Genomic DNA, 17,644 nt, shown 5'->3' on the forward strand with positions numbered 1-17,644 from the left:
GCAGGGAGGAGCCGCACATGAAGGTCGGAATCATCGGCGCCATGGAGGTCGAGGTCGAGAGTCTCGTCGCGGGCATCGCGGACGACGAGGTCACGAGTCTCGCGGGTATGGAGTTCCACGAGGGCACTCTCGAAGGTGTTCCCGTCGTGGTGGTGCGCTGCGGCGTGGGCAAGGTCAACGCAGCCGTCTGTGCGGAGGCCCTGGCGGTCCGCTTCGACGTCACGCACGTCATCAACACCGGCGTCGCCGGCTCGCTCAACGCCCGCCTCGACATCGGAGACATCCTCGTCTCGCACGACGCCGTCCACCACGACATGGACGTGAGCGCGCTGGGATACGCCAAGGGAGAGGTGCCCGGCCTCCCCGTCGTGGCCTTCCCGGCAAGCGAGGGGCTCGTCTCTGCCGTGGCTCGCGCCGTAAGCAAACTTGACCTGGGCATCTCTTGCATAGAGGGACGAGTCGCCTCGGGCGACCAGTTCGTGAGCGGCCAAAGCCAGAAGGACCACATCGTCCAAGAGTTCCAGGCCGACTGCTGCGAGATGGAGGGCGCGTCCATCGCGCATGCCTGCTGGCTGAACGGCATCCCCTTTGCCATCGTGCGTGCGATCAGCGACAAGGCGGACGGCTCGGCACAGCAGGACTACCCCAGCTTCGAGCGCAAGGCCGCCCACGACTGCGCGGCAATCGTGCGAAAGACCCTCGAGCTGCTGGGCGCCTGAGCTGCTGGGCGCCTGAGCTGCTAGCCCTCGATCTTGACGATGGGAGCGAAGCCCTTCATCAGCTTCTTTGTCTTGCCCGTCCGGCTGAAGAAGACCTCGATCGTGTCCCCCGAGGCGGACTTCACGACGCCGGGACCAAAGGTCTTGTGAGAGACGCGGTCCCCGGGGGCAAAGCTCTCGGCCGCCTTCGCGCGGTCGCGCTGGATCGGCACAGGACCCGTGGGACGGGCCGCGGGAGAGCCTCCGGTCGAACGGGTCCGCGAGCCGAAGACGTGCCCTCCGTAGACCTCCGAGCCACGTCCGGAACCGTAGGTTCCATGGCGGTCGCCACGTTTCTCCCAGCCCACGCCGCTGAAGCCCGAGGAGCCCACACCGGTGGCATGGACGTCCTCCGCGGGAATTTCGTTCAGGAAGCGGCTGCGTGGGTTCGTCGAGACCGAGCCAAAGGTCCTGCGCGTCGCGGCATAGGTGAGATAGAGCCGCCTCTCCGCACGCGTGATGGCGACGTAGGCGAGCCTCCTCTCCTCCTCGATGCTCTCGGGGTCCCCCTCATGGGCACGGTGCGGGAAGATGCCCTCCTCGAGGCCGGCCACGAAGACGACGGGGAACTCCAGTCCCTTGGCGGAGTGCACGGTCATCATGGTGACGGCGCTGGACTGGCCCGCCAGGGAGTCGAGGTCGGAGCGCAGGGCGAGCCACTCCATGAGGACGGGAAGCTTCTCCGCGGCTGCAGGTGGCATCTCTCTGTCTTCTGGCAGTTCGACGTTCGCTTCGCTCGCTCGCCAAGGCGACTCACTGTCAGAGGACAGAGAGACGGCAGCTGCGGGAGCTTGGTCCGCCGACACGTCAGGGGCACCGGCGAGGTCGAGGGCGCCGGCCTCGCGAAGCTGGCGCAGGCTCTCCAACGTCTCGGTGACGTCGTCGTGAGTCTCGTCGAACTCCTGCGCGACACCGAAGAACTCCTTGATGTTCTCTACGCGGCTGTCCGCCTCGACCGTCTGCTCCGCCTCGAGCGCCTTTATGAGGCCCGAGCGCTCCACGATCATCTGGACCACGTCGCCCAGGTCGCCCGAGAAGTGACGGGCGACCTCGATGGCACCGGTAAACTGGGCGAGGCCGCCTCGGGCCTTTGCGCCCACGATGCCAGGCTCGTCCACGCAGGCCTCCGCGGCGGCGAAGAACGAGATGCCCTCCTCGGCGGCGTACTGCTGGATCTTGCGGATCGAGGTGCTGCCGATGCCGCGCCTCGGCGTGTTGACCACGCGCAGGGCGCTCACGTCGTCGTTGGGGTTCACGACGAGCTTGAGGTATGCCATCACGTCACGGATCTCTGCGCGGTCGAAGAAGCGCGTGCCACCCACGATCTTGTAGGGCACGCCCGCGCGCAGGAACATGTCCTCGAGGATGCGCGACTGCGCGTTGGTCCGGTAGAAGACTGCCACGTCGTCGTAGCTGGTGCCCTGGTCGTGCAGCTTCTCTATCTCGGAGCCGATCCAACGTCCCTCGTCGCGCTCGTCGGAGGCCTGGAAGACCTCGATCTTCTCGCCATCGCCACCATCCGTGAACAGGCGCTTCGCCTCGCGACGCGAGTTGTTGCGCACCACGGCGTTGGCGGCGCTCAGGATGTGGCCGCAGGAGCGGTAGTTCTGCTCGAGCTTCACCACCGTGGCCCCCGGGTAGTCCTTGCGGAAGCTCAGGATGTTCTGGATGTCGGCGCCGCGCCAGGAGTAGATGGACTGGTCGTCGTCGCCCACGACCATGAGATTCTTGTACTTGCGCGCCAGGAGGTTGGTGATGGCGTACTGCACGCCGTTGGTGTCCTGGTACTCGTCCACGCTGATCTGGCGGAAGCGCTCCTGGTAGGAGTCGAGCACCTCGGGATACTTGGAGAGGAGCTCGAAGGTCTTGACCAGGAGGTCGTCGAAGTCCATGGCGTTGGCCCGGGCGAGGCGGCGCTCGAGGGAGTGGTACACGCGAGCGGCCGCGCGCTCGACGGGCGACTTGGCCTGCGCCTCCATCTCGTCGGGCGAGACGAGCGCGTTCTTCGCCTTGCTGATGAGCGAGCGGATGGCGGGGAGCGGGCATTGCTTCTGGTCTATGTCGAGGTCCGACATGATGGACTTGACCAGGCGCTTCGAGTCGTCGTCGTCGTAGATGCTGAAGTTGCCCCGGTAGCCCAGGCGCTCGCCGTCCTCGCGGAGCATGCGCACGCACATGGCGTGGAAGGTGCAGACCCACATGCCGCGGGTACCACCAGGCAGGAGCTTGCCCAGGCGCTCGCGCATCTCGGCCGCAGCCTTGTTGGTGAAGGTGATGGCCAGGACCTGCCAGGGTCGCACCCCCTCGTCCTGGATCATGTGGGCGATGCGGAAGGTGAGGACGCGCGTCTTGCCCGACCCCGCACCAGCGAGCACCAGCAGGGGCCCCTTCGTGCACTCCGCCGCCCTGCGCTGGGCGGGGTTGAGGCCCGCGAGGTCCACGCCGCCTTGCGCGGCGCGGGGGTTCGCGGGCGGGACCCAGGCGGGCTCTTCCGCGGCACGGGCCGCATCGGCAGCCACGGGGGCTGTCGCAGCATCGGGCCGGGCGGGATGCGCCGGCATCGTGGGCACGGGCGCGGTCGTAAGGTCACTGCCAAAGAGGCTGGTCTGGAACTCGTCGAAGCTGGGCATTGCACTCCTGAGGTCGGTGGCGTCCGTAAGAGTCTAACCCCCGCCCCGGACACATTGGCAAACCCCATGCCCAATCCGCACGGTTGGCCTCATTCCCCGTCAGTCGGCAGCTCGTGCACAGTGTCGACGCCACACTCCTCGCAAAGTGACAGGAGCCCCTTGTCCAAGGTGAAGAGCGTTGCCCCGAGCCTACGAGCGAGCACCAGGTAAAAGAGGTCGTAGGCGGGATGGCCCAGCCTCATGGACTCGCCCAGCGCCTCACGGGCGAGCACCGCCATGTCCGCGAAGCCATCCACGAGCGCGAGAGAGTCTTCGAGAAGCGCCAGGGCACCAGCCCTGTCAAGCAGCCCCGCCCGGAAATACTTGAAGGCGACGTTGCTCGCCTCTACCAGCAGGAGGGAGGGCGCGACAATGGTCTCGTCCTCATGCATCAGTCCCGCAAGCGCCCTGCCCTCAGCACTGTCTCGGGCAATCTCCACGGCCGCCGAGCAATCCAGCACGATCATCGGGTATCACGGTCCTCTCTCACGAGTTCCGCAGCGTTGGGAAAGCCATCCGGGAGCTCGAAGCAGACGCGCGAGCGAATCCTCTCGAGAACAAGCCGGCGCCTCGCCCTGCGCTCCTCGCGATTCCCCTCGATGCGGATTCCTAGGCTCTCGAGCTCGGGGGTCTCGATGTGGCGGTTCCGCTCACGGAGGACACGCCCCTCTGCGAAGTGCTCCTCGACGATCACTGTCATCTGCTGCGCCAAGGAGCGGCGCTCGAGCCGCGCCTCCTCCGCCACTTTCTCGTAGAGGTCCTGGGGCATCTCCCTCACCTGTACGGCTGGCATCTTATCTCCTTCGTTTTGCATGCGTCACGCATCCATACTAGCATGGTGAGAAAGCCAGAAAGACATGATTGGCGGCATGCCGTTCGCCAAGACGGGTTCGGGGTACCATTCCACGTTACCGGGCATCGCAAGCCCACGGACTCCAGAGCGGCGGTCGAGTCAGGAGGTAGCGGGTGTCTCACAAGATTCTTCTCCACACCGTCGTAGACGACGAGGAGGTCATGCGCATGGCCATAGGCGCAACCTGCGAGCTTCTCGTCGAGGGACGAACGTTGGCCCATGTCGTGGCCGCCACATCCCACTACAAGGAGGGCCATGACTGAGTGGCTGGTGCGGACCTTCGTCAGGGACGCGGACAACACCTCGTCGGCAGCGGTGCGCTCGGGCTACGGCAGGCTCTCGAGCGTCACCTGCATCGTGCTCAACGTATTGCTCTGCCTCTCCAAGGGCATGGTCGGCGTCGTGGTGGGCTCCGTCTCGATCGTCGCCGATGCCATCAACAACCTCTCCGACGCCTCGAGCAACGTGGTGAGCCTCATCGGCTTCAAGCTCGCCAGCCGCCCTGCCGACGAGGGCCATCCCTACGGGCACGGCCGCTACGAGTATCTCGCTGGCATGGTGGTGGCGGTCCTGGTCGTGGCCGTCGGCGTGCAACTCGCCCGCTCCTCGGTGGAGAGGATCCTCGCCCCCCAGGCCCCCGGCCTCGACCTGGTGACCGTGGGAATCCTGCTCCTTTCCATCGTGGTAAAGCTGTGGATGGCACGCTTCAACAGGTCGCTCGCCCGACGCATCGGCTCGGGCGTGCTCGAGGCCACGGCCGTCGACTCCAGGAATGACGTCATCGCCACCTCGGCCGTCCTTCTCGCCTCGCTCGCCTCCGCGGCAAGCGGACGCGACCTGGACGGCTGGGCGGGACTTGCCGTCGCCGCCTTCATCGTGGCGAGCGGCATCGGCCTGTTGCGCGACACCGTGGACCCCCTCATGGGCCAGACGCCCTCCGCCGAGCTGGTGCAGCGGGTGTACGAGAGGATCATGTCATATCCGGGGGTGTTGGGCACGCATGACCTGCTGATTCACGACTACGGTCCCGGAAGGCAGTTTGCCAGTGCCCACGTCGAGATGGCTGCGGACGCCACCGTGCGGCAGAGCCACCTGGTCCTGGACCGGATCGAACGGGAGCTGCTTCAGGACGAGCACCTGCGCATCATCCTGCACTGCGACCCCATCGAGACCGAGGTCGGCAGCGATGACCTGCGCAACTGGGTCTCGGGCGAGCTCGCTGGGCTCGACCGGCGCCTGAGCGTCCACGACGTGGACTTCTGGCGGGACCGGGGACTCATGCGCGTGCGACTGGACTGCAGGAAGCCGGACGGCGTGGACATCTCGGACGACGAGCTGCGCCAGGCGGTCGAGGCCATCGTGCGCAGGCGCGTGCCTGGCGCGGACGTGGAGCTCACCATCGACACGGGCTACGTCTCCCCCGCCTCAGAGGAGTAGCGCCCCCTCGGCTTGCGCTCTCGCGACCCCGAAGTTAGTCTTGACTAATGGACTCAACGAATGACTTCGTCGGGCGACGGAACGGGCGGGCCGAATTGGGCAAGGACGAAAAGGTCGAGAGAAAGCGCCGACGCGAGGCCGAGGTCGTCTCGCAGATGATCGCCCTGCGCTGCCATGCGCTCCATGGCTCGCGTGACGGCCTGTGCGACGAATGCGCCGACCTGCTCGACTACGCGCTCGCCCGCATAGCTCGCTGCCCCCACATGGCGACGAAGACCTTCTGCTCGCAGTGCCCCACGCACTGCTACGCCCCGGCGCGTGCGGAACAGATCCGCGAGGTGATGCGCTGGGCGGGGCCCCGCATGCTCCTGCACCACCCCGTCATGGCCATCCATCACGCACTCGAGACCATGGCTGCGGCGTGGCGCGCCAGGCGCGCTCAGGCGAGCTGAGCAAGAGGCGCTCCCTTCTCCTCCGATCGCCCTGACTACGAGCCGACCTTTATCGCAAGCAAGGCATCTCGACTCGAATCCAAATCCAGGCTCGTCAGATAGGGGATCGCACGGTCCAGCTGCCCGTCGCTGAAGTCCCACCACCTTAGGGCCTCGAGGAACTCGATGGTCTCGTCCTCGAAGCGAAACTTGACGACCTTGGCGGGGTTGCCCACGACAACCGCATATGCGGGAACGTCCTTGGCCACCACGGCACGCGCGCCGATGATCGCCCCATCCCCGATGCGCACGCCCGGCATGATGGTCGCCTGACGCCCGATCCAGCGATCCAGACGTCGTTGCCTATGATCGTGTCGCCCCTGTCGGGCATGTCCTTCTTCTCGATCGTCGTCCTGCGCGCCCAATCCAGGCTCACCTGGTTGAAGGGAAAGGACGAGAAGCAATCAATCGCATGGTTCGCCGCACCCATGATTATCTCCACGCCCACCGCAATCGAGACGAAGCTTCCTATCTTCAGGCTCCCATGGCCGGGATAGTTGTAATGGACGACGTCCCGGTCAAAGACCGTGTCCGGGTCGTCGTCCAGCGAGTAGTAGGAGTACTTCCCGACCGAGATGTTATCGGCCAGCCTTTGCTCGCTCAGTATCAGCATGTTCTTGTTTCTGACGTCCATGCAGGATTCCGTCCTCTCTGCTCTTCCAGCACCCTCTGCCGTGCCGGCAAGATGGAAGTGTCTGCCGCCCTGATGCCTCTCGTCAGCGTGTCTGGCCATCGCGGGAGAGCTGAGCGAGAAGCGCCTCGCAACCTGTGGTCACGTCGCGGTAGGTGGTGTCGAAGTCGCCTGTGTACCAGGGGTCGGCGACGTCGCGACTCTCGCCTGTCCAGTCCAGGAGCTTCGTGACCTTGCCCTCCGAGTCCGCTCCGATGATGCGCGAGAGGCCGCGGCGGTTCTCCTCATCCATGATGACCAGCCGGTCGAAGGTGGCGTAGTCGGCGCGCGTGACCTGGCGCGCGCGATGGTGGCCGCAGGGCACACCCTCGTGCGCGAGCTTCCTGCGGGTGCCGGGGTGGACGTCGTTGCCTATCTCCTCGCGGCTGGTTGCCGCGGAGTCGACCAGGAAGTCTCTCTCGCGCCCCGCGTCGCGCACGAGCTGCTCCATCACGTACTGCGCCATGGTCGAGCGGCAGATGTTGCCGTGGCAGATGAACAGGATGCTGGTCATGGGTCTCCTCGTCAGTCTTGCCTTGCCCGGATGTAGTCCCACAAAGCACCCTTGGATGGTAGCAAGCACCGCAGCCAGCTGCGGACCTCCCTTTTGGCAAAGTCCGCAGCTGGCTCAAGCACACAAGGAGAAGCGGGCGAGAGAGGCGCCCCCTCTGGTCAGGGCCGACAGCCAAGAGGACCACCCCCTCGGCCCGAACCTCCGCAGCTCTCCCCTAGTGTCCCTTGATGGAGTCCAGGAAGTCCCTCGCACGCTGGGACTGCGGGTGGTCGAAGAACTCCGCCGGGCTCCCCTCCTCCACGATCTGGCCGTCGGCCATGAAGACCACGCGGTCGCTCACGCGGCGAGCGAAGTTCATCTCGTGCGTGACCACCACCATGGTCATGCCCTGGCGGGCGAGCTCGACCATGACGTCCAGGACCTCGTTGATCATCTCGGGGTCAAGGGCACTCGTGGGTTCGTCGAAGAGCATGGCCTTGGGGTGCATGGCCAGCGAGCGCGCGATGGCCACGCGCTGCCGCTGCCCGCCCGAGAGCTGGGCCGGCACCTTCTGCGCCTGCTCGGCCACGCCCACGCGCCTCAGGAGCTCCATCGCCTCGGCCTCGGCCTCCTTGCGGGGCCTCCCCAGCACCTCGACCGGCCCCATGGTCACGTTGTCCAGGATGCTCTTGTGCGCGAAAAGGTTGAAGGACTGGAACACCATGCCGATCTCGGCGCGCACGGCGGCAAGATCGCGGCCCTCCTCGGGAAGCGGCCGACCCTCGATGAGGATCCGGCCGTCGTCGATGGTCTCGAGCCGGTTGATGGTGCGGCAGAGGGTCGACTTGCCGGAGCCCGAGGGCCCGATGACCACGACGACCTCGCCCTTCTCTACGCTGAGGCTCACGTCGCGCAGGACGTGGAGGTCTCCATAGTGCTTGTTGACGTGGTCCAGCTCGATGACGGGCAGCTGGATGCTGGTCTCTTCCGTGGCCATCTGTGTCTCCGATCGACGTTGCGTTTGGTTCTTTGCCCTGCATCGCGGCAGGGAATGGTTCGTGGCTCTCGCCTGCATGGGATGCGTCCGCTCGCTTCGCTCCGACGGACTTGGACAGACGAGCTGCCACGACGTCCGCGCGACCGGCGACTTCCCTACACGGCGGCCGTGCTCGTGCGCGAGATGATCTTGGTCCCCGTCTTGCGCGCCACCGCAACAGACGCCTTGTTGATGAGGTAGTTGAGCAGGATGTAGATGATCGCGATCACGAAGTAGGTGCTCACGAGCGCGTCGTAGTTGGTGATGAGCACGCGCGCGTTCTGCAGCATGTCGGGGTAGCTCACCACGTAGGCGACCGTCGTGTCCTTGACCACGACCACCAGCTGCGAGATGAGCGTGGGAATCACGAAGCGGATGGCCTGGGGCAGCACGATCTTGAAGGTGATCTTGTGCTTGCTCATGCCCAACGACATGGCCGCCTCGACCTGGCCGCGCGGCACGGCGTTGACGCCCGCGCGGAAGACCTCGGCGAGCACGCCCGAGGCGGCAAGCCCCACCGGCAGCGTGATCATCCAGAAGGACGAGAGCTTGATGCCGTACTGGGGAACGACCAGGAAGAAGAAGTAGATCAGAAGCAGGCTGGGCACGCCGCGGAAGAAGTCGATGACCACGCGCGAGACGAGCGCGACCGGCCTCAGGGCGCTGGTCCTTCCCAGCATGAGCACGAGACCCAGCACCAGGGCGATGACGCCCGCCACCAGGGCGACCTGGATGGTGCCCAAAAAGCCGCGACCCAGGAAGGCCCAGGTGGACGCCTGGCCGAAGAAGGTCCAGTACTTGGCGGCGAGCTGGCCTGTCAGGTAGAAGCGCTGGACGACGAGCCCCAGCGCGACGGCGACGAGGACAAGGGAGATGGCGGTGCCCACACGGATGTTGCGGCGCATCCTCGGGCCGGGCGCCTCGAAGAGGGCGTCCCTCATGGACATGGTATCGGTATGGGAGCTCATCGGACGATCCTCACCCTCTTGTCGATGCGGTTTCCGACAAAGCCGATGACCACGGCGGTCAGCACGTAGCCCAAGGCCGAGATGGCGAAGGCAAGGATGCCGCCAGTGGACCTCGTGTTGATGTACGACACTGCCCCCGTGAGCTCATTGGGGCTCAGCGGCACCTGGGATCCCAGGGCCGTGGTGAGCATCACCGCGATGAGCAGGTTGGTCATGGGGAGGACCGCCGAGCGCAGCGCCTGGGGAATCACGACCTGTCGCTGGATCTGGACGAAGCCCATGCCCAACGAGCGTGCCGCCTCGATCTGCCCCACGCCGATGGTGTTGATGCCGCTCATGAAGTTCTCGGAGCCGAAGGCGGATCCCAGGAGCACGCAGGCGATGACCACGCTTGGCCCATAGTCCAGCACGACCTTGAGGACGGGCAGCGCGTAGACGATAATGATCACCAGCGAGACGCCCGGGATGTTGCGGAACACCTGGACGTAGAGGTCGCCCACGACGCGCAGGGGCCTGATGGGGGACACGCGCATGACGGTGACCACCAGCGCGAGCACCATCGCGCCCACGTACGAGACGGCAGTCATCTTCCAGGTGGTGAGCAACGCCGTCAGGTAGACGTCGCCATATGTGGTAAGAAGCTCAGAGAGCCCCATGTGCCTCTCCTTACCGCAGCGGGGCCATCGCGCGCAGGGAACGCACGAAGGCCCCGTTGCCAAGGTTCATGTCGTGGGCGACTCGCCGCGGCCGTCCCGTCCGCTTCGGGCTAGGCCTGGATGGCAGGGGCCTCGGGAGCGGAGGCGACACCGGTGCGGTCACCGATGGCGATCTGCCAGAGCTTGGCCCAGGTGCCCTCGTCCTCGACCTTCTTGAGGAAGGCGTTCACGAAGGCGACGCCGTCGGAGTCGAGGGGCAGGCCGATGCCGTAGGGGTCGTCGGGGCCGAAGGGGTCGCCGGCGATGCGGTACTTGCCCGGGTTCTTGGCGACGCTGCCGTAGTGCAAGGTGATGTCGATGACGTAGGCGTCGACGCGACCCTGCTCGAGGGCGGCGCGGGCCTCCTCGTCGGTGCTGAACTCCTGGACCTTCGCCTCGGGCGCGAATTCGGCGACGACGCCGGGGCCGGTGGAGCCGGACTGCGCGGCGACGTTCTTGCCCTTCAGGTCGTCCACGCCGTTGATGTCGGTGTTGTCAGCCTTGACGAGGATGCCCTGCTGCGAGGTGTAGTAGGGGCCGGCGAACGAGATGAGCTTCTTGCGCGCGTCGGTGATGGAGTAGGTGGCGAAGACGGCGTCGACCTGGCCGTTGGTCAGCACGGATTCGCGGGTGTCCGAGGTCACCTGGGTGACCTCGATCTTGGACTCGTCGCCCAGGATGTAGCGGGCGAGGAGCTGCGAGAGGCCCGCGTCGAAGCCGCGGAGCTTGCCGTCCGTCTCGTTGAGGAGACTGAAGAGGGTCGAGGTGCGCGTGGTGCCCACACGGAAGCTGCCGGCGTCCTTGATGGCCTTGGCCCAGCTGCTGGCCTGGACGGTGGCGTCGTCGGCGACGGCACCGGAGGCGATCAGGCTGTCGTAGGCGGTGGCGTCGATGGCGACGGGGGTGGCGTCAGCCGAGGCGTCGGAGGAGCTGGCGCCATTGCTGGAGCTGGCGTCGTCGGGGCTGCAGGCGGCGAGCGCGAGGGCCGCGAACCCACCGACGCCCAGGCCGAGGGCCTGGCGACGGGTCGCGAAGGGCGTGCGCTTGGTAGCATCGTTCTTCATGGTGGTGCCTTTCTCCTTGGGCGGGCGCGGGCATGATGCCCTCCCGCACTCCTGCCCTCACGGGCAAGGTAGCAAAGCTAATCATACTTGACGGGTAGGAATAAGCTTCAGCTACGATACCCCCAAGGGGTGCCGTCCTATACAGCCGTTACCCCCTGTTCATCAAAATGCTCAGGGTCGCGGACGCGTCCCCTGAAAAGTCGAGCCGCCATCTCACGCCGCCATCCGCGACGATGCGGCAAAAAATGTGCCCCGGGCAGGTCTGATGGGACCAAGGCCGGGGCAGAGACTCGCGACGGGCAGGCAAGGCGAGAGGGGCGAGCGCCCCCTCCCCTGGCCCTAGGTCAGGAGGAAGTAAGCGATGACCGCCGCGCCCAGCGCGATGCGGTACCAGCCGAAGGGCCGGAAGTCGTGCCTTCGGATGTATCCCATGAGGAAGCGGATGACGGCGAGGGAGACCACGAACGCCACCACGCACCCCACGGCGAGGACCATGGCCTCGTTGGGCGCGAATCCGTTGCCCTTGAGGAAGAACTTGACGAGTCGGAGGGCGCTCGCGCCAAACATCACGGGGATGGCCAGGTAGAAGGTGAACTCCGCCGCGACCTTGCGGGAGCAGCCCAAGATCAGGCCGCCGATGATGGTGGAGCCGGAGCGAGACGTGCCTNAGCGCGGCGCGCAGCCGACATGACAGCCCCGGCCCCACCCGCGGCGGCAAGCGCGGAGGCACGCCTCTCTCGCCCGGACTCGATGACGATGAAGGCGATGCCATAGACGATGAGGGCACCGGCGATCACGAAGGGACCGCCCAGGTGCTCCTCCATCCAGTCGTTGAGGGGGATGCCGATGACCGCGGCGGGAAGGCAGGCGACGACGATCTTGGCCCACAGCGACCAGGTGGCCCTGCGTCGCGCGGCGTCCTTCTCGCGCGAGAAGGGGTTGAGCTCGCCGAAGTAGAGCACGCAGACGGCGAGGATGGCGCCCAGCTGGATCACGACCAGGAACATGTTCCAGAAGTCGACGGACACGTCGAGGCTCACGAACTGCTGGAGCAGCAGCATGTGTCCTGTGGACGAGACGGGAAGCCACTCCGTGACCCCCTCGACCAGACCGAAGAGCGCGGCCTTCAGATACTCGACCAGATCCATGGGCCCTCCCCACGACGCGGTTCCCGGGACGGACCCCGAGCGTTCGGGCTAACTATGACAGCGCCGGCACATGCCGGGCGCCGGGACGGCCTCTCACCACGAGAAACGCGAACGGCCCCGACACCACGTGCATGCCGGAGCCGTTCATGTCTGCTGCGGTAGCCAGGGCTAGCGTACGGAGAAGAGCACGTCCCCGCGGCGCAGGCTGCCGGAGGCGAAGTCGCTGACCTGCCGGTCGTCGGCGTCCGTCACCGTGACCACGGTCTCGGTGCTCTTGCCCGCCTTCCGGATGGCATCGAGGTCGGCATCGAGCAGGGGCTGTCCCGCCCTCACGCGGTCGCCCACCCTGACGTGCGCCACGAAGGGCGCCGCATTGAGCTCGACGGTGTCGATGCCCACATGGAGCATCACGTCAAGGCCCGAGTCGGACCTGATGCCAATGGCGTGCAGGGTGTCGAAGACCACCTCGACGCTACCGTCCACGGGCGAGCAGAGCCGTCCCTCGCTGGGCAGGAGCACCACGCCCCGACCCATCATCCCCTGGGCGAACACCGGGTCGGAGCAGCTCGAGAGCGGGAGCGCCTCGCCAGCCGCAGGGCTCAGGACGCGCACCCCGCCCCTGCCCGAAAAAAGGTCGAAGAGCCCCATCCCTACTCCATCTCCAGAATCTCGCGCATCTGCGTGGCATAGAGCGACGCCTTGTTGCCATAGACGATCTGGACGCCACCGCTCACGTGGACTATGCCGTGGGCGCCCAGCTCCTTGGTGAAGTACTCGTCAGGCTCGACCGCGGAGGGGTCGACCAGCATGAGGCGGAGTCGGCTGAAGCAGGCGTCGGCGTTGCCGATGTTCTGGGGCCCGCCCACGGCCTCGACGATCCTCTCCACGAGCTCGGAGCTCGGCGCGCCGGCGCTGGCCACCTCCTTGACGTCCTGGCCGTCGTCCTCGCGGCCAGGGGTCTTGAGGTCCTGCTTGAGGATGAGGAAGCGGAACGAGAGGTAGTACACGGCGAAGTAGATGGGGCCGAGGACCAGGATCACCCACCAGTTGGAGCCCTTGGCGCTGCCCAGGATGCCGTTGAACACGAGCGAGAGGAACGGGCCTCCGAAGGCGGTCGACCCCGCCACGTTGAAGTTGAGCAGGTAGGTGAGGGCGTAGGCGAGGCCCGCCATGATGGCATGCACGACGAAGAGCACGGGAGCGACGAAGAGGAAGGCGTACTCGACGGGTTCGGTGATTCCCATGAAGACGCAGGGGATCAGCGAGGCCACCATGAGGGCGCCGACCTTGCGCCTGTTCTGGGGAAGCGCGGTGCGCCAGAAGGCGAGCGCGGCACCGGGCAGGCCGAACATGGCGAAGACGACCTTGCCGTTCATGACGAAGCGCGAGACCTCGATGTCGAAGCTCCTGTCGTTGGAGCTGACGATCGCGTTGTAGATGTTGACCGCACCGCTCACCGCGTTGCCGTCGATGGTCTGGCTGCCGCCCAGGTTGGTGAACATGAAGGGCAGGTACACGAAGTGGTGGAGGCCAAAGGGCAGCAGCAGCCTCTCGCAGGAGCCATAGACGAAGCTGCCCAGGGCACCCGCGCTACGGATGAAGGCGCTGAGGGCGCCGAGCGAGGCCTGGATGGGCGGGAACACGAAGGACATCACGATGCCCAGGAGGCTGCAGAAGGCGATGGTGGCGGCGGGGATGAAGCGCGTGCCGTTGAAGATCGAGAGCACGGGTGGGAGCTCGATCTTGTACCAGCGGTTGTGGACCCAGGCCACGAGCGCGCCCACGACGAGGCCGCCGATGACGCCGGTGTCGAGCGTGACGGTGCCAAGGATGGCCGCCTGGCCGGTCGCCAGATTCTTGGGGTCTATGGTCCCCAGCTTGGTGAGGAAGGTCCCCATGACGGCGTTCATCGTCATGTATCCGATGAAGCCGCAGAGGGCCGCGGTGGCCTTCTCGGACTTGGCGAAGCCGTAGGCCACGCAGATGGCGAAGAGCATGGGGATGTTGCCCATGACCACGTTGCCCGCCACCTTGCAGAGCGAGAAGAGCATGCCCGGCACCGCAGCGCCCAGCCAAGGCGCCACGTTGAGCAGGGACTTGCTGGTGAAGGCGCTGCCCAGGCCGACCAAGATGCCCGCGATGGGCAGGATCAGGACCGGCGTCATGAGCACCTTGCCGAGCCGCTGGAACTTGGCGAGTGCCTCTTCCTTGTTCATAGCCAACTGCCTTTCCTTGTGCGGGGGCGGCGCGCCCGGGCAGGGCCCCTGTCGCGCGCGTCGCCGCTCGCAGCTCCCCTGATGGTGCGGGACGCGACCCTGACGGCGCGCCCCACCGTTGCCCAAGGCCCCTAGTGGAGCTCGGGCCAGTAGCCCTCGTTGGCCTCGACGAGCTTGTCGAGGACCTTGCGGGCCTCCTTGCCGTCGTTGACGAGCCTGTTGAGGGTGAGCGCCTGAAGCGCCTTGCCGTAGGAGTGCTCGAGGTAGGCCTCGATGGCCAGGCGCTCGTAGGAGTACTGGTTCACCATGAGACCGTGGTAGAAGGTGTCGATCTTGCCCACCGCGTACGGCACGGGGCCGTTGACGCCCACGCTCGCGGCGACCTCGACCTGGGCGTCGTCAGGGAAGTCCTTGATGATGCCGTCGTTGCGCACCATGACGATGAAGGTCTTGCGGGTGTTGCGGTAGATCGCGGAGGAGACCTCGACAATCATGTCGCCGTGGGCGTCGTTCTGGACGACCGACGAGCCCTGGGCGGTGCCCACCTTCGCCACGCGGCGGCACTCCTCGAAGACGCGCTTCTCTCGCCCGTTTATGACCTCGTCGCTGCGGGTGTAGTTGGGGTCGAGGTGCGCGACCTTGTACTTGGGGTACAGGTAGTACTGCAGGTAGGTGTTGGGCAGGTACTCGGGGAAGTCGTCGAGCATGTCAGCCACCATGGCGTAGGTGTCGAGCCAGGACTGGTCGCGCTGCTCGGCGTCGACGGGCTTGAAGCCAAACTTCTTGGTGTACTCCTTGATGTCGGGCACCAGGTCGTGGCCGGACTCGTCATAGAGGTGCGTGAACCATCCGAAGTGGTTGAGGCCGAAGTAGGTAGGCTCCCAGTTGCTGGGGTCCTTGCCCAGGAGCCTGCCATAGGAGCGCAGCAGGTTGACGGGCTGGTCGCAGATGTTGAGGATGCGCCTCTCGTCCGGGAAGACGCGTGCCAGGCCGTAGGCGACGAGGGCCGCGGGGTTGGTGTAGTTGATGATCCACGCCTTGGGGCTGCGGGCACGCACGTCCTCGACGATCTGGATCATGTCGCTCATGGAGCGGATGCCGTAGGCCATGCCACCCGCGCCGACGGTCTCTTGGCCGATCAGGCCCATGGACAGGGGGATCTTCTCGTCCTTGGAGCGCATGTCGTAGCCGCCGGTGCGAATCTGGCAGAGCACGAAGTCGACGTCCTCGTAGGCGACGTCCTTGTCGGTCGTGTAGTCGAACTCGACGCCGGGGGCCTCCTCGCGGAAGAGGATCTTGCCGAAGTCGCCGATCACGGCCTGGCGCTCGGCGTCGGTGTCGAACATGACAACGCGCCTGAGCGGGAAGATGTCCTGGTGCTTGGTAAGGGACTTGAGGATGCCGGGGCACCAGGTGGAGCCGCCGCCGACGATGACGATGTTGAGCTTGTCCTTCATGAGGATCACTGGCCTCTCTGTGCTCAGTTGCGCCTTCTCTTCCAAGGGGCCGGGCCGTCGCCTCCCGGGATTTGGCGACCGTCCTTCCCGTCGGCAACGTTGTACAGGAGGCATCTGCCGGAAGCGCCCTTGACCACGACGTTTGGACGCGTGCCACGCATCTGGTATACGTACACAATCGTGTGTAGGAATACACGAGCGCGCTCGTCGACGGGAGACGACATGAGGTTCTACGACGCGGTGAGGGAGAACTCGCTCAAGCTCAATCGCATGGAGACCGACATCCTGCGCTACGTGGTCGCCTCCAAGGACCGCGTGCGGCAGCTCAGCGCCAAGGAGCTCGCGGGGCACTTCTACGTGGCGCCCAACGCGATCACCCGGCTTGCTCACAAGCTGGGCTTCTCCGGCTTCAACGAGATGAAATCCTCATATCTCGTCTCGCTCGAGGAGCGCAACTTCACCATCGAGCGGACCAGCCTGGACGAGTCCATCGTCCGCACTCGCGAGCTCCTGAACGACCGCCTCGTGGAGGAGGTCGTCGATGCCATCGAGTCCGCCGACCAGGTCGTCTTCTTCGCCTCGGGCCTCTCGGTCCTGCCCTGCGAGGACCTCTGCAGCAAGCTCAAGATCCTGGGAAAGCATGCGGAGGTGCTCAGGGAGCGTCACGTTATGACCCACACCGCCAAGCTCCTGGGCAGCAACGACCTGCTCTTCGCCGTCAGCGTGAGCGGCGAGACCGGCGTCTCGATCGACTCGACGCTCATAGCCAAGGCGCGCGGCGTGAGGGTCGTGACGCTCACGGGCCTCTCGAAGAACCGCCTGGCTTCCCTGGCCGACCACGCCCTCTATGCGGTCGACCGCCAGATCACCTACGACGACATGGACCTCAACAGCCGCCTGGCCTTCTACTACGTGATGGAGGTCATCTTCGAGCGGCTCTTCGCGCGCGTGACCTCGCGAGGCGAGGGGCCCGCCTCGGACGAGGGCCGCACGGACCCCATGTCGGAGGGGCTGCTGTCCTAGGGGCGCGTCCCTCTCGCCTACAGAGGCCGGGACGCCGCCCACGCCACCAGAGGGGCCGACGGCAGCGTGGCCGCGGGTGCCATCCGCGCCCGCGGGTACACTCCAGGAAACGTGCCATTCGTCCTCTGGAGGTGTTCCCATGGCAAGCTACCAGGACCTGGGCTACGACAAGATCCTCGTCACCCTGGACGGAACCGAGCAGCAGGGGGAGGTGCTGCGACGGGCGATCATCGTCGCGGCAAACAACAACGCCGAGCTCTACATAGGCCACGTCATCGACGCCACGGCGCTCGAGGCGGCGGGGAGTTTCCCCACGGGGCTCGTGGCCACGCTGGAGGAGGACTTCCGCGCGTCCATCGCCGACCAGGTGGCCGAGGCCGAGGCGGAGGGCCAGATCAAGCGCGTCGAGGTCATCGTGCGCGCCGGACGCATCCGCGAGACCCTGAAGGAAGAGATGATCGACGTCATCCATCCCGACCTCATCATCTGCGGCGCACGCGGGCTCTCATCGATCAAGTACGCCCTCCTGGGCTCGATCTCGACCTTCCTCACCAGGAGCGCCAGCTGCGACACGCTGGTCATCAAGTAGGCCGGCAGGAGGCTCGGCCGGTCGCAAGGGTCCCGACACGGAATCGTTCAGAACTCGCCCGAGTTGGCAGAAAGTCG

The 17,644-nt window shown here is 66.0% G+C and carries 19 protein-coding genes and 1 pseudogene; 7 read left to right on the plus strand and 13 right to left on the minus strand.

The genetic code is table 11. The features are described 5' to 3' along the window. Positions 1-17: 17 nt before the first annotated feature. Positions 18-719, plus strand: coding sequence for a 5'-methylthioadenosine/adenosylhomocysteine nucleosidase (locus BQ7388_RS06990; RefSeq protein WP_062530605.1), 702 nt, complete (start codon positions 18-20; stop codon positions 717-719). 20 nt (positions 720-739) lie between these two features. Here the strand turns inward: BQ7388_RS06990 and BQ7388_RS06995 are convergent, their stop codons facing one another. The 3 genes from BQ7388_RS06995 to BQ7388_RS07005 all read right to left on the minus strand — a co-directional run bounded on the left by BQ7388_RS06995 (position 740) and on the right by BQ7388_RS07005 (position 4,220). Then, complete coding sequence (locus tag BQ7388_RS06995) at positions 740-3,388, minus strand: ATP-dependent helicase (RefSeq protein ID WP_082719515.1); 2,649 nt, start codon at positions 3,386-3,388, stop codon at positions 740-742. A gap of 89 nt (positions 3,389-3,477) precedes the next feature. Beyond that, the gene (locus BQ7388_RS07000) at positions 3,478-3,894 is read right to left on the minus strand and encodes a type II toxin-antitoxin system VapC family toxin (RefSeq protein WP_072500111.1); all 417 of its coding nucleotides are present in this window, start codon (positions 3,892-3,894) and stop codon (positions 3,478-3,480) included. Continuing rightward, positions 3,891-4,220, minus strand: a complete 330-nt coding sequence (locus BQ7388_RS07005) for a hypothetical protein (protein ID WP_062530603.1) — start codon at positions 4,218-4,220, stop codon at positions 3,891-3,893. The genes BQ7388_RS07000 and BQ7388_RS07005 overlap by 4 nt, the downstream gene beginning before the upstream one ends. A 173-nt stretch (positions 4,221-4,393) precedes the next feature. Here BQ7388_RS07005 and BQ7388_RS12335 point away from each other — a divergent pair, with 173 nt between their 5' ends. From BQ7388_RS12335 to BQ7388_RS07015, 3 genes are all read left to right on the plus strand, one after another. After that, complete coding sequence (locus BQ7388_RS12335) at positions 4,394-4,543, plus strand: hypothetical protein (protein WP_009278756.1); 150 nt, start codon at positions 4,394-4,396, stop codon at positions 4,541-4,543. Next, the gene (locus BQ7388_RS07010; protein WP_009278755.1) at positions 4,536-5,717 is read left to right on the plus strand and encodes a cation diffusion facilitator family transporter; all 1,182 of its coding nucleotides are present in this window, start codon (positions 4,536-4,538) and stop codon (positions 5,715-5,717) included. The genes BQ7388_RS12335 and BQ7388_RS07010 overlap by 8 nt, the downstream gene beginning before the upstream one ends. A 95-nt stretch (positions 5,718-5,812) precedes the next feature. After that, on the plus strand, positions 5,813-6,169 hold the full coding sequence (locus BQ7388_RS07015) for a nitrous oxide-stimulated promoter family protein (protein WP_009278754.1): 357 nt from the start codon (positions 5,813-5,815) through the stop codon (positions 6,167-6,169). Positions 6,170-6,204: 35 nt separating this feature from the next. Here the strand turns inward: BQ7388_RS07015 and BQ7388_RS13375 are convergent, their stop codons facing one another. Beyond that, positions 6,205-6,573: a CatB-related O-acetyltransferase gene (locus tag BQ7388_RS13375; RefSeq protein WP_327196102.1), complete on the minus strand. Its 369-nt coding sequence runs from the start codon at positions 6,571-6,573 to the stop codon at positions 6,205-6,207. Between BQ7388_RS13375 and BQ7388_RS12345 the strand changes: the two genes are divergently transcribed. Further along, complete coding sequence (locus BQ7388_RS12345) at positions 6,520-6,705, plus strand: hypothetical protein (RefSeq protein WP_234946945.1); 186 nt, start codon at positions 6,520-6,522, stop codon at positions 6,703-6,705. The two genes, BQ7388_RS13375 and BQ7388_RS12345, sit on opposite strands and share 54 nt — an antisense overlap. 219 nt (positions 6,706-6,924) lie before the next feature. Here the strand turns inward: BQ7388_RS12345 and BQ7388_RS07025 are convergent, their stop codons facing one another. The 9 genes and pseudogenes from BQ7388_RS07025 to BQ7388_RS07065 form a co-directional block, all read right to left on the minus strand. Further along, entirely contained in the window at positions 6,925-7,392 is a 468-nt protein-coding gene (locus BQ7388_RS07025; RefSeq protein WP_072500113.1) for a low molecular weight protein-tyrosine-phosphatase, read from the minus strand. 214 nt (positions 7,393-7,606) lie between these two features. Then, a complete protein-coding gene (locus BQ7388_RS07030) occupies positions 7,607-8,368 on the minus strand; it encodes an amino acid ABC transporter ATP-binding protein (RefSeq protein WP_072500114.1) in 762 nt (253 codons plus the stop codon). 155 nt (positions 8,369-8,523) lie between these two features. Then, complete coding sequence (locus tag BQ7388_RS07035; protein WP_009278750.1) at positions 8,524-9,375, minus strand: amino acid ABC transporter permease; 852 nt, start codon at positions 9,373-9,375, stop codon at positions 8,524-8,526. After that, a complete protein-coding gene (locus BQ7388_RS07040) occupies positions 9,372-10,031 on the minus strand; it encodes an amino acid ABC transporter permease (protein WP_062530593.1) in 660 nt (219 codons plus the stop codon). The genes BQ7388_RS07035 and BQ7388_RS07040 overlap by 4 nt, the downstream gene beginning before the upstream one ends. Before the next feature lie 110 nt (positions 10,032-10,141). Then, a complete protein-coding gene (locus BQ7388_RS07045) occupies positions 10,142-11,134 on the minus strand; it encodes a glutamate ABC transporter substrate-binding protein (RefSeq protein ID WP_072500115.1) in 993 nt (330 codons plus the stop codon). A 339-nt stretch (positions 11,135-11,473) separates the two neighbouring features. Next, positions 11,474-12,282 (minus strand): annotated as a pseudogene (locus tag BQ7388_RS13510) (undecaprenyl-diphosphate phosphatase). A gap of 168 nt (positions 12,283-12,450) precedes the next feature. Further along, positions 12,451-12,930, minus strand: a complete 480-nt coding sequence (locus BQ7388_RS07055) for a PTS sugar transporter subunit IIA (RefSeq protein ID WP_062530587.1) — start codon at positions 12,928-12,930, stop codon at positions 12,451-12,453. A 2-nt stretch (positions 12,931-12,932) separates the two neighbouring features. After that, positions 12,933-14,498, minus strand: coding sequence for a PTS transporter subunit EIIC (locus BQ7388_RS07060; protein WP_072500116.1), 1,566 nt, complete (start codon positions 14,496-14,498; stop codon positions 12,933-12,935). Between the two features lie 131 nt (positions 14,499-14,629). After that, positions 14,630-15,955 carry a family 4 glycosyl hydrolase gene (locus BQ7388_RS07065; protein WP_072500484.1) on the minus strand — a complete coding sequence of 442 codons (1,326 nt, stop codon included), beginning with the start codon at positions 15,953-15,955 and terminating at the stop codon, positions 14,630-14,632. A gap of 222 nt (positions 15,956-16,177) precedes the next feature. On the opposite strand from BQ7388_RS07065, the gene BQ7388_RS07070 reads away from it, so the two are divergent. Together BQ7388_RS07070 and BQ7388_RS07075 are read left to right on the plus strand one after the other, a co-directional pair. Then, positions 16,178-16,978 carry a MurR/RpiR family transcriptional regulator gene (locus tag BQ7388_RS07070; RefSeq protein ID WP_072500117.1) on the plus strand — a complete coding sequence of 267 codons (801 nt, stop codon included), beginning with the start codon at positions 16,178-16,180 and terminating at the stop codon, positions 16,976-16,978. Between the two features lie 139 nt (positions 16,979-17,117). After that, positions 17,118-17,567 carry a universal stress protein gene (locus BQ7388_RS07075; RefSeq protein ID WP_062530582.1) on the plus strand — a complete coding sequence of 150 codons (450 nt, stop codon included), beginning with the start codon at positions 17,118-17,120 and terminating at the stop codon, positions 17,565-17,567. Positions 17,568-17,644: the final 77 nt, after the last annotated feature.

Origin of the sequence: Olsenella phocaeensis, assembly GCF_900120385.1 — a bacterium.
GTDB lineage: Bacteria > Actinomycetota > Coriobacteriia > Coriobacteriales > Atopobiaceae > Olsenella_I > Olsenella_I phocaeensis.